The organism is Azotobacter chroococcum (genome assembly GCF_002220155.1).
Classification (GTDB): Bacteria; Pseudomonadota; Gammaproteobacteria; order Pseudomonadales; family Pseudomonadaceae; genus Azotobacter; species Azotobacter chroococcum.
On record NZ_CP011835.1, the window covers coordinates 2,361,339 to 2,376,022 of the forward strand.

Annotated in this window: 12 protein-coding genes; 9 read left to right on the forward strand and 3 right to left on the reverse strand. The window is 61.2% G+C overall.

What is annotated here, in order from left to right:
- Positions 1-8 precede the first annotated feature (8 nt).
- A complete protein-coding gene (locus ACG10_RS10860; RefSeq protein ID WP_089168233.1) occupies positions 9-2,882 on the reverse strand; it encodes a DNA translocase FtsK in 2,874 nt (957 codons plus the stop codon).
- Positions 2,883-3,322: 440 nt separating this feature from the next.
- Here ACG10_RS10860 and trxB point away from each other — a divergent pair, with 440 nt between their 5' ends.
- From trxB to infA, 4 genes are all read left to right on the forward strand, one after another.
- Positions 3,323-4,270, forward strand: a complete 948-nt coding sequence (trxB, locus tag ACG10_RS10865) for a thioredoxin-disulfide reductase (protein WP_039803919.1) — start codon at positions 3,323-3,325, stop codon at positions 4,268-4,270.
- A 54-nt stretch (positions 4,271-4,324) separates the two neighbouring features.
- Complete coding sequence (aat, locus tag ACG10_RS10870) at positions 4,325-5,005, forward strand: leucyl/phenylalanyl-tRNA--protein transferase (protein WP_089168234.1); 681 nt, start codon at positions 4,325-4,327, stop codon at positions 5,003-5,005.
- 80 nt (positions 5,006-5,085) lie between these two features.
- The gene (locus tag ACG10_RS10875) at positions 5,086-5,793 is read left to right on the forward strand and encodes an arginyltransferase (protein ID WP_039803915.1); all 708 of its coding nucleotides are present in this window, start codon (positions 5,086-5,088) and stop codon (positions 5,791-5,793) included.
- A gap of 102 nt (positions 5,794-5,895) precedes the next feature.
- Positions 5,896-6,114: a translation initiation factor IF-1 gene (gene infA, locus ACG10_RS10880; RefSeq protein WP_002553999.1), complete on the forward strand. Its 219-nt coding sequence runs from the start codon at positions 5,896-5,898 to the stop codon at positions 6,112-6,114.
- A gap of 73 nt (positions 6,115-6,187) precedes the next feature.
- Here infA and clpA read toward each other — a convergent pair whose 3' ends face one another.
- Complete coding sequence (gene clpA, locus ACG10_RS10885) at positions 6,188-8,458, reverse strand: ATP-dependent Clp protease ATP-binding subunit ClpA (protein ID WP_039803912.1); 2,271 nt, start codon at positions 8,456-8,458, stop codon at positions 6,188-6,190.
- A gap of 29 nt (positions 8,459-8,487) precedes the next feature.
- Positions 8,488-8,850: an ATP-dependent Clp protease adapter ClpS gene (gene clpS, locus ACG10_RS10890; protein WP_039803910.1), complete on the reverse strand. Its 363-nt coding sequence runs from the start codon at positions 8,848-8,850 to the stop codon at positions 8,488-8,490.
- 232 nt (positions 8,851-9,082) lie between these two features.
- Here clpS and cspD point away from each other — a divergent pair, with 232 nt between their 5' ends.
- The 5 genes from cspD (at position 9,083) to hflD (ending at position 14,668) form a co-directional block, all read left to right on the forward strand.
- The gene (gene cspD / locus ACG10_RS10895; protein ID WP_039807723.1) at positions 9,083-9,361 is read left to right on the forward strand and encodes a cold shock domain-containing protein CspD; all 279 of its coding nucleotides are present in this window, start codon (positions 9,083-9,085) and stop codon (positions 9,359-9,361) included.
- A gap of 594 nt (positions 9,362-9,955) precedes the next feature.
- Positions 9,956-12,181, forward strand: coding sequence for an NADP-dependent isocitrate dehydrogenase (locus tag ACG10_RS10900; RefSeq protein ID WP_089168235.1), 2,226 nt, complete (start codon positions 9,956-9,958; stop codon positions 12,179-12,181).
- Between the two features lie 242 nt (positions 12,182-12,423).
- Positions 12,424-12,858, forward strand: a complete 435-nt coding sequence (locus ACG10_RS10905; protein WP_089168236.1) for an NUDIX hydrolase — start codon at positions 12,424-12,426, stop codon at positions 12,856-12,858.
- Between the two features lie 71 nt (positions 12,859-12,929).
- Entirely contained in the window at positions 12,930-14,048 is a 1,119-nt protein-coding gene (mnmA, locus tag ACG10_RS10910) for a tRNA 2-thiouridine(34) synthase MnmA (protein WP_089168237.1), read from the forward strand.
- On the forward strand, positions 14,045-14,668 hold the full coding sequence (gene hflD, locus ACG10_RS10915; RefSeq protein ID WP_039803906.1) for a high frequency lysogenization protein HflD: 624 nt from the start codon (positions 14,045-14,047) through the stop codon (positions 14,666-14,668). Before mnmA ends, hflD begins: the two co-directional genes overlap by 4 nt.
- Positions 14,669-14,684 lie beyond the last annotated feature (16 nt).

Sequence of the window (14,684 nt, forward strand, 5' to 3'; positions counted from 1 at the left end):
TTGGGAAATCAGTCGCGAACCGGCGCGGGGGCGATCACTTCCCGCGAGCCGTTGGTGTTCATCGAGGACACCACACCCGCCATCTCCATGGCTTCGATCATCCGTGCCGCGCGGTTATAGCCGATCTTCAGCTTGCGCTGTACCGCGGAAATCGAGGCGCGCCGGCTTTCCGTCACGAAGCGCACTGCCTCGTCGTACAGCGGGTCCTCCTCGCTGCCTTCGCCGCCATCACCACCGCCCCCCTCGAAGCCGCCGCCCTCCTCGGCGCCGGCGAGGATGTCCTCGACATAGTCTGGCGCGCCGCGCTGCTTCCAGGCCTCGACGACGCGATGCACCTCGTCGTCGGAGACGAAGGCGCCGTGCACGCGGATCGGCAGCCCGGTACCGGGCGGCAGGTAGAGCATGTCGCCGTGGCCGAGCAACTGCTCGGCGCCACCCTGGTCGAGGATGGTGCGCGAGTCGATCTTGCTGGACACCTGGAAGGCCATACGCGTCGGGATGTTCGCCTTGATCAGGCCGGTGATCACGTCCACCGAGGGACGCTGGGTCGCCAGGATCAGGTGGATGCCTGCGGCGCGAGCCTTCTGGGCGATGCGCGCGATCAGCTCCTCGACCTTCTTGCCGACGATCATCATCATGTCGGCGAACTCGTCGACCACCACCACGATGGTCGGCAGCGGCCGCAGCAACGGCGGCTCATCGTCCATGCTCTCGCGCCGGTACAACGGATCGTAGAGCGGCGTGCCGGCCTCCTCGGCATCCTTCACCTTGCGGTTGAAGCCGGCCAGGTTGCGCACGCCCATGGCCGCCATCAGCTTGTAGCGGCGCTCCATCTCGGCCACGCTCCAGCGCAGGGCGTTGGCTGCCTCCTTCATGTCGGTCACCACCGGGCAGAGCAGGTGGGGAATGCCCTCGTAGATCGACAGTTCGAGCATCTTCGGGTCGATCATGATCAGGCGCGCCTCTTCGGGCGTCGACTTGAAGAGGACCGACAGGATCATGGCGTTGACCCCCACCGACTTGCCGGAACCGGTGGTGCCGGCCACCAGCAGGTGCGGCATCTTCGCCAGGTCGGCGATGACCGGCTTGCCACCGATGTCGTGGCCCAGCGCCAGAGTGACCGGAGACTTGGCTTCTTCGTACTCGGTGGACATCAGCACCTCGGAGAAGCGCACGATCTGCCGGTCCTCGTTGGGCACCTCGATGCCTACCGTGGTCCTGCCGGGAATGACCTCCACCACCCTCACGCTGATCATCGCCATCGAGCGCGCCAGGTCCTTGGCCAGGTTGGAAATCCGGCTGACCTTGACGCCCGGCGCCGGCTGGATCTCGAAACGGGTGATCACCGGGCCAGGGTGCACGGACTCGACGGTCACCTCGACGCCGAACTCCTTGAGCTTGATCTCGAGCAGGCGCGACAGCATCTCGAGCGATTCGACCGAGTAGTTCTGCGACTTCTGCTCGGGCGCATCCAGCAGGGAAAGCGGCGGCAGGGTGCCTTCCAGGGCAGGGTTGACGAACGAAGCGGGCTTTTCCCGGAACGCGGACACGGGCACAGGTTGCGGCCTGGGCTCCATGGCCAGGGTTTCCGAGAGCGGTGTGATGACCGGCGCCGGGCGCTGCTCCGGCTCGCTCACAGGTCTGGCCGCGACCGGCTCCGGCTCGCTGCGTGGCCGGGGATCGACTGCCGGTACGGGTGCCGTGACCGGCGACTTGGGCTCGTCGAAGCGTGGGAGGCTGGCCGGCAACCTTGCCTCGAATGCTTCGTGTTCCTGGAAATCCAGCGGCAGGTCGTCGAACTCGTCGAAATCCTCGGACCAGGCAGGGACCGTCTCGGGCTCGTTGCGAAGCTGGGGCTTGTTGGGCGTGGCGAGTTCCGGCTCGACGCGTGGTTGGGGCGCGACCAGCTCGGGCTCGATACGGAGTTGGGGCGAAGCAAGCTCAGGCTCGACATGAGGCCTGGGCGCGGCGATCTCGGGCTCGATGCGTGGCCTCGACTGTGCGGTCATGGGCTCGATGCGTGGTTTGCGCGGCACGGCAGATTCCGGCGGACGCTGGAACCTGGCCGGAACCTCCGCCGCAGCTGCACTGCGGCGCTGCACAGCGGGCTTGACCGGCTTGGCATGCACCTCGATCGGCGGCTCGACAACACGGAATGGCTCGCCCCGCGGCTCCTCGGCCGCGCGGGACTTGAGCGGCCTCTCGGCTTCACGCAACCGGGCGACCAGTCGGCGGCGCTCGGCCAGGGCCCCCCACCAGCGCCCGAGGGCTCCCTGCACCAGCTCGAGCAGGTCGAGCGTGATCTTGCCGGTCAGATCCATGACCCTGAACCAGGACAGATCGGCGAACACAGTCAGCCCGAAAAGGAACAGCGAGAGGAACACCAGCGTGCTGCCCTGCACATTGAGCGCGTCCAGGGCAAGCTTGCCCAGAACCTCGCCCAGGGCACCACCGGCCGAGGCCGGCAGACCGGTGGCCGAATGGAAATGAATGTAGGCCAGCGCGGAGCCCGCCGGGATCAAAATCGCCAGACCGGTCAGACGCCAGGAGAGCAGCCAGCCACTCCAGGGCCAGGGGTCGTGACGCGCCATGAACACCTGGGCCGTCTTGATCACCAGCAGCAGGGGAAAGAGATAGGCGAAATAGCCAAGAGCCATGAACAGGATGTCGGCGAACCAGGCGCCTGCCCGGCCCGCAGCATTCTGCACCTGCGCCACGCTGCTGCTGTGACTCCAGCCGGGATCAGATGGATCGTAGGTCAACAGCGCCATCCAGAGGTACAGGCACAACGCACTCAGGGCGATCAGGGCACCTTCCTTGAGGCGGGAGCTCAACTGTTGCTGCCACGCCGGGAGCCGTACTTTAGTAGAGGAGTTCTTCAAAACGCTTCTTTTCCTGCGCCAACGGCGCGTTCCATCCAGGTTACGTGTCGGTCGGGAGCCAAGAGTGCGGCAGCGACGGCTGGAGATCCGCAGGCTCAATCATGCAGCGTTGAAACCAGGCTCAGACTACCCATTTACCAGGGGCATATGCCACGCCTTCCGCCTGATTTCACCTCGTCCGTCTCATCCTGCCTTTGGTTGTGCCTTTGACTCCAGCGAGTCGCAGGTGCGCTCGGGCAGCTCCTCACAAGGAAACGGCGAGACCAGCCCTTTGAGAACCTCTTATTGTACGATTTTGCCTGTCCAATGCCATGCAGCGGGCCTGTTCCCCCTTTTTGCCGACCTCTCATGCTTCGGTGTAGCATAGTCGACAATCATTCCCATGCTGCTCCATTGGAGCATGCATTTTCTTTTGTGACAAAGGCTTACGGGGACTTTTTATGAATGATGTCAAGCATTCGCGGCTGATCATCCTGGGCTCCGGCCCGGCCGGCTACACTGCCGCCGTCTATGCTGCACGCGCCAATCTGAAGCCCCTGCTGATCACCGGCATCCAGCCCGGCGGCCAACTGACCACGACCACCGAAGTGGACAACTGGCCTGGCGATGTCGAAGGCCTGACCGGCCCCGGCCTGATGGAGCGCATGCAGAAACACGCCGAGCGCTTCGATACCGAGATCGCCTACGACCACATCCACACTGCCAAGTTGCAGCAGCGCCCCTTCACCCTGATCGGCGACAGCGCGACCTATACCTGCGACGCACTGATCATCGCCACAGGAGCCTCGGCCCAGTACCTCGGCCTGCCCTCGGAAGAGGCCTTCTCCGGCAAGGGCGTTTCCGCCTGCGCCACCTGCGATGGCTTCTTCTATCGCAATCAGGTGGTCTGCGTGGTCGGCGGCGGCAATACCGCTGTGGAGGAGGCATTGTATCTGTCGAACATTGCCAAGGAAGTACACCTGGTCCATCGCCGCGACAAGTTGCGGGCCGAAAAGATTCTCCAGGACAAGCTCTTCGAGAAGGCACAGAACGGCAATATCCGCCTGCACTGGAACCAGACGCCGGACGAGGTGCTTGGCGATGCCTCCGGAGTGACCGGCGTGCGCCTGAAGGACACCCTGAATGGCGCTACCGAAACGCTGGCGCTGACCGGCGTCTTCATCGCGATCGGTCACAAGCCCAACACCGAACTCTTCCAGGGGCAGCTCGAGATGCACAACGGCTATCTGTCGATCAAGGGCGGCAGCGCGGGCGATGCCACCGCCACCAGCATCGAAGGCGTTTTCGCGGCCGGCGATGTGGCCGACCATGTCTACCGCCAGGCCATCACCTCGGCCGGCGCCGGCTGCATGGCCGCCCTGGACGCCGAGCGCTATCTGGACAACTGAGCAACTCCCGGCGGGCGTCGGCCCGCCTCCCTCCACTCATACTGCGGCGTTAACATGCTGACCTGTCTGCAACGCGACAGCCTGAGCTTCCCTCCCCTGGAGAGAGCCCTACGCGAACCCAACGGCCTGCTGGCCGTAGGAGGCGATCTTTCCGCCGAGCGCCTGATCCAGGCTTACCGGCACGGCTGCTTCCCCTGGTACCAAGCAGGACAGCCCATTCTCTGGTGGTCCCCGAACCCACGAACCGTGCTGCTCCCCCAGGAACTGCATGTTTCCCGCAGCCTGCGCAAAATCCTCCGCCAAGAGCGCTTCCAGGTCTCCTTGGATCGCGATTTCTCCGCAGTGATCCAGGCCTGCGCCGGCCCACGCGACTATGCCGACGGCACCTGGATAACGCCGAAAATGCAGGCCGCCTATCGGGAACTGCATCGCCGCGGCATTGCCCACTCGGTCGAAGTCTGGCAGAACGACAATCTTGTCGGCGGACTCTATGGCTTGGCGATCGGCCAGCTATTCTTTGGCGAATCCATGTTCAGCCATGTCGACAACGCATCCAAGGTCGGCTTCGCGACCTTGGTGAGACGGCTCGAGCAGTGGGGCTTCGTGCTGATCGACTGCCAGATGCCCACCCAGCACCTGCAAAGCCTCGGTGCCCGCAGCATTTCCCGCAGCGAGTTCGCCGACTATCTGAAGCGTTATCTGGACCAGCCGAGCACGGCTGACTGGATCGCCTAGTAGAGGCCCACAGCCTGGCATACACTTGATGAGTGCCGCTGAACAATCACGGCCCGCCAAGAGCTTTCCGGGGGTTGATCATGACCGAGCTGGCTCGTCTCAAGTTCTATGCCACTCAACCGCACGCCTGCAGCTATCTGCCCAACGAGCAGGCGACGACCCTGTTCCTCGATCCCAGTCAACCGATGGACATGCACGTCTATGCGGAACTCTCCGACCTCGGCTTCCGACGTAGCGGCGACCACCTGTATCGCCCTCATTGCCAAGGCTGCAATGCCTGCATCCCGGCCCGCATCCCGGCCAAGAGCTTCCTGGCGAATCGCCAGCAAAGGCGCATTCTGAAACGCAACACAGACCTCTCGGTGCAAGCCGTACGCCCCAGCTTCAACGAAGAGTATTACAAGCTATATGCACGCTATATCGAACAGCGCCATGCTGACGGAGACATGTATCCTCCCAACCGCGACCAGTTTTGTACTTTTTTGGTCCGCGACCTGCCCTTTTCCCGCTTCTATGAGTTTCGCCTGTCCGGACGCCTGCTGGCCGTCGCCGTGACCGACGTGCTCCCCAACGGCCTGTCAGCGGTCTATACCTTCTACGATCCAAGTGAAGAGCGACGCAGCCTCGGCCGCTATGCGATTCTCTGGCAAATCGGCGAAGCAGCGCGCTTGGGCCTGCAGGCGGTGTATCTAGGCTACTGGATCAAGAACTGCCGCAAGATGAACTACAAGACCCAATATCGCCCACTCGAATTGTTGGTGAATCATCGCTGGGTCACTTTGACCTGAGAACCCTTGGCGTCAACAGCCATTTTCAGGCACAATGCACGCCGTTTTGCTCGGCGTGCCAGCTACGTTGGGCCATTCACTGCATACCGAGGGTTTTATTGAATGTCGAAAGAAGACAGCTTCGAGATGGAAGGCACTGTCGTCGACACCCTGCCCAACACCATGTTCCGCGTGGAGTTGGAAAACGGGCACGTCGTTACCGCGCATATCTCCGGCAAGATGCGCAAGAACTACATCCGCATCCTCACCGGAGACAAGGTGCGCGTCGAGCTGACCCCTTACGACCTCAGCAAGGGACGCATCACCTATCGCGCCCGCTGAAAACGGATCCAATGAAAACGCCCGGCATCGCCGGGCGGTTTCGCTCTGATGGACCGACCTGAGACTACTGCACTCAAGCCACCTCGACAGCCGTTTCGAATTCGAAGGACAGCTCCCCGCCCTTTAGGTCGATATGCACCACTCCCCCATGCTCGGCCAGCTCGCCGAAAAGAATCTCTTCGGCCAGGGGACGCTTGATCTTGTCCTGAATCAGACGAGCCATCGGCCGCGCGCCCATCTGCGCATCGTAACCATGCTCCGCAAGCCAACCGCGCGCCTGCTCGGAAACATCCAGCTGCACGTGCTTGTCCTCCAACTGCGCCTGCAGCTCAGTAAGGAACTTGTCGACGATGCTCTTGATCACCTCGTGGCTCAGCCGACCGAACTGGATAATGGTGTCCAGACGATTGCGGAACTCGGGCGTGAAGCTCTTCTTGATTACCTCCATGGCATCGGAAGAGTGATCTTGCAGAGTGAAGCCGATAGAGGCACGAGCTGCGGTTTCCGCACCAGCATTGGTAGTCATGACGATGATGACACTGCGGAAATCGGCCTTGCGTCCGTTGTTGTCGGTCAGCGTGCCATGATCCATGACCTGCAGCAGCAGGTTGAATACTTCCGGATGCGCCTTCTCGATTTCGTCCAGCAGCAATACGCAGTGCGGCTGCTTGGTGATCGCCTCGGTCAGCAGTCCCCCCTGGTCAAAACCGACATACCCCGGAGGCGCACCGATCAGACGCGAAACCGTGTGCCGCTCCATATACTCGGACATGTCGAAGCGCACCAGTTCCACACCCAGCGCCTTGGCCAACTGCCGGGCAACCTCGGTCTTGCCCACCCCCGTAGGACCAGCAAAGAGGAAGGAGCCGACCGGCTTGTCCGGCGACTTCAACCCAGCCCGGGACAGCTTGATTGCCGTTGCGAGCGAGTCGATGGCTGCATCCTGACCAAACACGGTCAATTTGAGATCGCGCTCGAGATTACGCAGCAATTCCTTGTCCGAACTGGAAACATGCTTGGGCGGAATGCGGGCAATCTTGGCGACAATATCCTCGACCTGAGGCACATCGATAAGCTTGACGCGCCTTTCTTCCGGTTGGAGCCGCTGAAATGCCCCAGCCTCGTCAATGACATCGATCGCCTTGTCCGGCATGTGGCGATCATTGATATAACGAGAAGACAACTCTGCCGCGGCACGCAGTGCCTCATCACTGTACTCGATGCCGTGATGCTGCTCGAAGCGCGGCTTGAGCCCGCGAAGAATACCTACGGTATCCTCGACCGAAGGCTCGACCACATCGACCTTCTGGAAGCGGCGGGCCAGAGCCCGGTCCTTTTCGAAGATTCCCCGGAACTCTTGGAAGGTAGTCGAGCCGATGCAACGAATTTCGCCGGACGAGAGCAGCGGCTTGAGCAGATTCGAGGCATCCATCACGCCACCGGAAGCCGCTCCGGCACCGATGATGGTATGGATCTCGTCAATGAACAGAATGGCGTGAGGCTTCTTGCGCAATTCATTGAGCAGCGCCTTGAAACGCTTTTCAAAATCACCGCGATACTTGGTACCGGCGAGCAAGGCCCCCAGGTCGAGAGAGTACACGACACTGTGCGCCAAGAGATCCGGAACCTGATTGTCGACGATGCGCTTTGCCAGCCCCTCGGCAATGGCCGTCTTGCCCACACCTGCCTCGCCCACCAGCAAGGGATTGTTCTTGCGTCTCCGCGCCAGAATCTGCGCGACCCGCTCGACCTCGAACTCGCGCCCCACCAGGGGATCGATTCGCCCCTGGCGAGCCAGCTCGTTCAGATTACTGGCATAGGCCTCCAGAGGATGACCGGCAGCCGAAGCCTCTCCACCCTCCTCATCCTGCATCTCGTGCTCGCTGTCGGGATGATCGCCATGACCCGGCACCTTGGAAATACCATGGGCGATATAGTTCACCACGTCTATGCGAGCCACGCTCTGCTGCTTGAGCAGAAAGACGGCCTGACTTTCCTGTTCGCTGAAGATGGCCACGAGCACATTGGCCCCGGTCACCTCCCGCTTGCCGGAACTCTGCACATGGAAGACCGCGCGCTGCAGCACCCGCTGGAAGCCGAGGGTCGGCTGGGTCTCGCGCTCTTCGTCATGCTGGGGAATCAGTGGGGTTGTGGAGTCGATGAACTCCTGCAGGTCGTGCCGGAGCTTGTCGATATTCGCACCGCAGGCCCGCAGTACGGCAGCCGCGGCCTCGTTGTCCAGAAGCGCCAGAAGGAGATGCTCCACCGTCATGAACTCATGACGTTTTGCGCGAGCCTCCTTGAAGGCAAGATTGAGAGTGACTTCGAGCTCACGGTTCAACATAGCTTCACCTCATACCCAAGCGGTCGGCATTAACCGTCCTTCTCGATCTCACAGAGCAGCGGATGCTGGCATTCCTTTGCATATTGGTTGACCTGCATGGCCTTGGTTTCCGCAACGTCACGAGTAAACATCCCGCATACTGCCCGCCCCTCTGTATGGACAGTCAGCATGACCTTCGTTGCCAACTCGCGGTTAAGGTTGAAAAATTTCTCCAGCACTTCGACCACGAAATCCATCGGCGTGTAGTCGTCGTTGAACATCACCACCTTGTACATGGGTGGAACCTGCAGCGCAGGCTTGGATTCCTGCACGACCAGCCCATAAGAGTCGTCCTCGTGCGGCTCTGGACGGTCCTGACAGAATGTTAGTCGAATCTCAGTGCTTGCGAACATGCTGGACAAGCTTCCGGTTGAGCGAATACGGATACTAGAGGGATTTTGCACGCTTGGGCAGCAAAGCGCAGCCCCGCCTTGACTATCGGCCAAACAATGATAAAAACAATAGGTACCCAAGAGGGTGTTTAAGGGGTCCTGTCATGTCCCGGCCGCGGGGTCGAGCGTGGCGTGGCGAGGGGTCAAGGCGGATGATACTCCAGTGACGGAGTCTTTGCAGAGGGATGTCGGCATGCTAAGCGGCAAGGTCAAATGGTTCAATAACGCCAAGGGATATGGATTCATCGTGGCAGATGGCCGCGATGAGGATTTGTTCGCCCATTATTCGGCCATTCAAATGGATGGCTACAAGACCTTGAAAGCCGGCCAGGCGGTGACTTTCGAGCTGCTGCAAGGCCCTAAAGGCCTCCACGCGATCAATATCCGCCCCTGCCCGGCCCAGATCGAGAGTTCGGCCAAGTTCAGCCTGACACAACCGTCATCCATTTCGGATATCGCTGGCACCCTGTAGGCCAGCAGGTCAGGCACTCCCGATCAAAACAGGCCTGGTCCGTGCCGGGCTGGTTACTGACCAGCCCTAGCCGGCACGACTTGATCAAGTAGCGCACAGACTGGCCAAAGACCGGCTGCCGCTCGACAGCGTTGAGCAACATCCAATTTCAAGACTCCAAGCCCCCTCTCAACAGCAAGGCCAGCAGGGACACCCGCCAGCCCACCAAAGCCCAAAGCGGCACCTGACGAAGATCTTCAGCCCTGCCCACATCCCCCTGCCAGCCTCACCAGAAACAGATGAAGCCCCTGGCGCACCGTCACCACCCCATCAAAAACCGGCGAATGCAAAAGGCATGTCGTACTGATATACTCCGCGCAACTGACAGGACATTGGATCCAGAGCCATTCTGGAATGAGCCACTCTAAACCCAAGCAGCATGCAGACTTGAACCTGGCACCCCCCCTTGGCAAATCTCAACCCAAGGCATCCGGGAACTCCCCAGGAACCTCGACTTTACGCTCATTGATGCCTTTAGGCAGCTTCGCCTACTCTGCGAGCATCAAGAGTTTGTGCACTTGCAAATGTAGCAATACAGAGGGGTTAACGTAAAAAATGTCCACATCGAAGATTATCTATACGCTCACCGACGAAGCACCCGCACTGGCAACCTACTCTCTGCTTCCAATCGTTAAAGCGTTCACCGAATCTTCAGGTATCGCTGTCGAAACCCGCGATATCTCCCTTGCAGGCCGCATCATCGCAACTTTTCCCGAATACCTGAGCGACAGTCAGAAGATTGCCGACGACTTGGCCGAACTGGGGAAACTAGCGACCACTCCGGAAGCCAACATCATCAAGCTGCCCAACATCAGCGCCTCCGTCCCGCAGCTCAAGGCTGCGATCAAGGAGCTGCAGCAGCAAGGCTACAAGCTGCCCGACTATCCTGAAGAGGCCAAGACCGATACGGAAAAGGACGTCAAGGCACGTTACGACAAGATCAAGGGCAGCGCCGTGAACCCTGTCCTGCGTGAAGGCAACTCCGACCGTCGCGCACCGCTATCTGTCAAGAACTATGCCAGAAAGCACCCCCACAAGATGGGTGCGTGGAGCGCAGACTCCAAGTCGCATGTGGCCCACATGAACAGCGGCGACTTCTACGGCAGCGAGAAAGCCGCCCTGATCGACACCGCTGGCAGCGTAAAAGTCGAGCTGCTCGGCAAAGACGGCAGCAGCACTGTCCTGAAGGCAAAAACCACCGTCCTGGCCGGTGAAATCATCGACTCTTCGGTAATGAGCAAGAATGCTCTGCGCAGCTTCATCGCCGCCGAAATCGAAGATGCCAAGAAGCGAGGCGTACTGCTGTCCGTACACCTGAAAGCCACCATGATGAAGGTGTCCGACCCCATCATGTTTGGCCAGATTGTATCCGAGTTCTACAAGGATGCCCTGAGCAAGCATGCCGACGTACTGAAGCAGATCGGCTTCGACCTCAACAACGGCATCGGCGACCTCTACGCTCGGATCAAGACCCTTCCCGAGGAAAAGCAGAAGGAGATCGAGGCCGACATCCAGGCGGTTTACGCCCAGCGCCCGCAACTGGCAATGGTGAATTCCGACAAGGGCATCACCAACCTGCACGTGCCGAGCGACGTCATCGTGGATGCCTCGATGCCGGCAATGATCCGTGACTCTGGCAAGATGTGGGGTGCCGACGGCAAGCTGCATGACACCAAGGCCGTCATCCCCGACCGTTGCTATGCCGGCGTGTATCAGGTGGTCATCGAGGACTGCAAGCAGCACGGCGCCTTCGACCCCACCACAATGGGCAGCGTGCCCAACGTCGGCCTGATGGCCCAGAAGGCCGAGGAATACGGCTCCCACGACAAGACCTTCCAGATTCCGGCAGACGGCGTAGTACGTGTGACCGATGAAAGTGGCAAGGTTCTGATGGAACAGAACGTCGAGTCCGGCGACATCTGGCGCATGTGCCAAGTGAAGGACGCCCCGATCCAGGACTGGGTCAAGCTGGCTGTCAACCGCGCCCGCGCCACCAACACCCCGGCGGTGTTCTGGCTGGATCCCGCCCGTGCCCACGACGCGCAGGTGATCGCCAAGGTCGAGCGCTATCTGAAGGACCACGACACCAGCGGCCTCGAGATCCTCATCATGTCGCCGGTCGAGGCAACTCGCTTCACGCTGGCTCGCATCCGCGAAGGCAAGGACACCATTTCCGTTACCGGCAACGTCCTGCGCGACTACCTGACCGACCTGTTCCCGATCATGGAACTGGGCACCAGCGCCAAGATGCTGTCGATCGTCCCGTTGATGAGCGGTGGCGGCCTGTTCGAGACCGGCGCGGGCGGTTCGGCTCCCAAGCATGTCCAGCAGTTCCTCGAGGAAGGCTACCTGCGCTGGGATTCGCTCGGTGAGTTCCTGGCTCTTGCCGCATCGCTGGAGCATCTGGGCAACACCTACAAGAATCCGAAGGCTCTTGTCCTGGCAAGCACCCTGGACCAGGCCACCGGCAAGGTTCTCGACAACAACAAGTCGCCGGCGCGCAAGGTTGGCGAGATCGACAATCGCGGCAGCCACTTCTACCTGGCACTCTATTGGGCCCAGGCTCTGGCAGCACAAACCAAGGACAAGGAACTGCAGGCCCAGTTCACCAACCTCGCCAAGACCCTGACTGACAACGAAGCCAAGATCGTTGGCGAGCTGGCTGCTGCCCAGGGCAAGCCCGTGGATATCGGTGGCTACTACCGCCCGAACGTCGAGCTGACCAGCAAGGCCATGCGCCCGAGCGCAATCCTCAATGCAGCTCTGGCTGCGCTTGCATAAGGCGCCGCGCCAACCACACGGGAAGCGGCTTACGTCGCCTCCCGCCTGACAAGAACCCCGGCTCCGGAGCCGGGGTTTCTCGTTTATGGGCCCTCTCGCGCCGCGGACAAGCCTCCCGACAAACAAATCGCAGCCCCGCCCAACCTCGACCGGAGGCTGGCAAGGGAGCATCCATCATGCCCCCGTGAACAGGCGCTGCTGCGTATAATGCGCAGCTATCGGCAAACACCTGGACGAACTTTATGGATTGGCAGGCACACGTCACCGTCGCCACGATCGTGGAAGACAACGGTCTCTTCCTCCTGGTAGAGGAGCTACAGGATGGCCGTGCAGTTCTCAATCAGCCTGCCGGACACCTCGAACCCAACGAAACCCTGCTCGAAGCTGCCCAGCGGGAAACCCTGGAGGAAACCGGCTGGCAAGTAGAACTCACCGCCGTGATCGGTATCTACCTCTATACAGCCCCCAACGGCGTGACCTATCAACGCGTCTGCTTTGCAGCGCGTCCGCTGCAGCCAATCGACGGATACCAGCTCGACGAAGGGATCATCGCCCCCCACTGGCTGAGCCGCGAGCAATTGATCGAGCAACGGGAATGCTGGCGCAGCCCGCTCGTGCTGCGCTGTATCGACGACTACCTGGCCGGGGAGCGCTTTCCGCTGAGCCTCATTCGCTGAACAACTCGCGCCTTCGCAGCCAGACCTGCGACCCTGATAGAATCTCCCTTTTTCAGGACCCGACTCTTCATATGCATGATCCCGCCCATACCCGCGTGATCGTCGGCATGTCCGGCGGCGTGGACTCTTCCGTTTCCGCCCTCCTGCTCCTGCAACAGGGATATCAGGTGGAGGGTCTGTTCATGAAGAACTGGGAAGAGGACGACGGCACCGAATATTGCACGGCCAAGGAGGATCTTGCGGATGCACAGGCCGTCTGCGACCGAATCGGCATCAAGCTGCATACCGCCAATTTTGCCGCCGAATACTGGGACAACGTATTCGAACACTTTCTCGCCGAATACAAGGCCGGACGCACGCCGAACCCGGACATCCTGTGCAACCGCGAGATCAAGTTCAAGGCCTTCCTCGACTATGCGCTGTTGCTTGGCGCCGACCTTATTGCAACAGGACACTATGTGCGCCGGCGCGATACAGGGGAGCGGACCGAATTGCTCAAGGGGCTGGACCCCAACAAGGATCAGAGCTACTTCCTGCATGCCGTGGGCGGCGAGCAACTCGCAAAGGCATTGTTTCCGGTCGGGGAACTGGAGAAGCCGGCCGTGCGCGCCATTGCCGAGCTGCATGGCCTGGCCACGGCCAGGAAGAAGGACTCCACCGGCATCTGCTTCATCGGCGAGCGCCGCTTCAGCGATTTTCTCAAGCAGTACCTGCCTGCCCAGCCAGGCCCCATCGAGACCACCGACGGCAAGGTCATCGGCCAGCACCACGGCCTGATGTACCACACCATCGGCCAGCGCCAGGGGCTGGGCATCGGCGGAATGAAGAATGCTGCCGATGATCCCTGGTATGTGCTAGCCAAGGATCTGGCCCGCAACGTCCTGGTCGTCGGCCAGGGCAATCAGCACCCCTGGCTGTTCTCTCGCGCCCTGCTCGCCTCGGAGATGTTCTGGGTGAACCCGCTCGACTTTCCACTCCCGCAGCGCCTGACCGCCAAGGTTCGCTATCGACAGAGCGACCAGGCCTGCACTCTGGAAAAGACCGCCGAGGGCTTCCGAATCCTGTTCGACGAGCCCCAGCGAGCCGTGACGCCAGGCCAATCGGTAGTGCTCTACGACGGCGAGATCTGCCTGGGTGGCGGCGTTATCAAGAGCGCCGAGCCATGGAGCTGCGAGGACAAGCAGCCATGACCCCCAGACAGGAACAACTGGTCGCCCTCGGCGGAGTATTCGAATCGGCCTACCTGGTCGACAGGATCGCCAAGACCGGACAGGCCGGCGAAGCCAATCTTGCCTGCATGCTCGGCAGCCTGCTGGTACGCAATCCCGAGGACACCCTCGCGGTATTCGGCGGCGACGATCTCAACCTGCGTGACGGCTACCGCGCCCTGGCCAGCGCACTCGAGCGCGACCCGCAAAGCCTGCAGCGCGAACCCCTGCGCTACTCGTTGGCGCTCGTCACTCTGGAGCGGCAGTTGGACAAGCGCGGCGACATGTTGCAGCACATGGGCCAACGGCTGGATCAGATCCAGCTGCAGGTCCAGCATCTGGGCCTTACCCACGAAAGCGTGATCGCCGCCTTCGCCTCCCTGTACGAAGACACGCTGAGCACTTTCCGGCAGCGCATCCAGGTGCATGGCGAGATGCGTCACCTGCAGAATCCTGCCAATGCCACCAAGGTCCGCGCCCTCCTGCTGGCCGGCATCCGCTCGGCACGCCTGTGGCGCCAGCTCGGCGGACATCGCTGGCAGCTGGTGTTCAGCCGCCGAAAACTGCTCGACGAGCTCTATCCGCTGATGCGACGCAGCTGAGGAGTCCGGCCAACCG

Excerpts from the sequence above, each read along its gene's own strand:
- trxB (WP_039803919.1), top strand. The coding sequence starts at position 3,323 with ATGAATGATGTCAAGCATTCGCGGCTGATCATCCTGGGCTCCGGCCCG.
- aat (WP_089168234.1), top strand. The coding sequence starts at position 4,325 with ATGCTGACCTGTCTGCAACGCGACAGCCTGAGCTTCCCTCCCCTGGAG.
- ACG10_RS10875 (WP_039803915.1), top strand. The coding sequence starts at position 5,086 with ATGACCGAGCTGGCTCGTCTCAAGTTCTATGCCACTCAACCGCACGCC.
- infA (WP_002553999.1), top strand. The coding sequence starts at position 5,896 with ATGTCGAAAGAAGACAGCTTCGAGATGGAAGGCACTGTCGTCGACACC.
- clpA (WP_039803912.1), bottom strand. The coding sequence starts at position 8,458 with ATGTTGAACCGTGAGCTCGAAGTCACTCTCAATCTTGCCTTCAAGGAG.
- clpS (WP_039803910.1), bottom strand. The coding sequence starts at position 8,850 with ATGTTCGCAAGCACTGAGATTCGACTAACATTCTGTCAGGACCGTCCA.
- cspD (WP_039807723.1), top strand. The coding sequence starts at position 9,083 with ATGCTAAGCGGCAAGGTCAAATGGTTCAATAACGCCAAGGGATATGGA.
- ACG10_RS10900 (WP_089168235.1), top strand. The coding sequence starts at position 9,956 with ATGTCCACATCGAAGATTATCTATACGCTCACCGACGAAGCACCCGCA.
- ACG10_RS10905 (WP_089168236.1), top strand. The coding sequence starts at position 12,424 with ATGGATTGGCAGGCACACGTCACCGTCGCCACGATCGTGGAAGACAAC.
- mnmA (WP_089168237.1), top strand. The coding sequence starts at position 12,930 with ATGCATGATCCCGCCCATACCCGCGTGATCGTCGGCATGTCCGGCGGC.
- hflD (WP_039803906.1), top strand. The coding sequence starts at position 14,045 with ATGACCCCCAGACAGGAACAACTGGTCGCCCTCGGCGGAGTATTCGAA.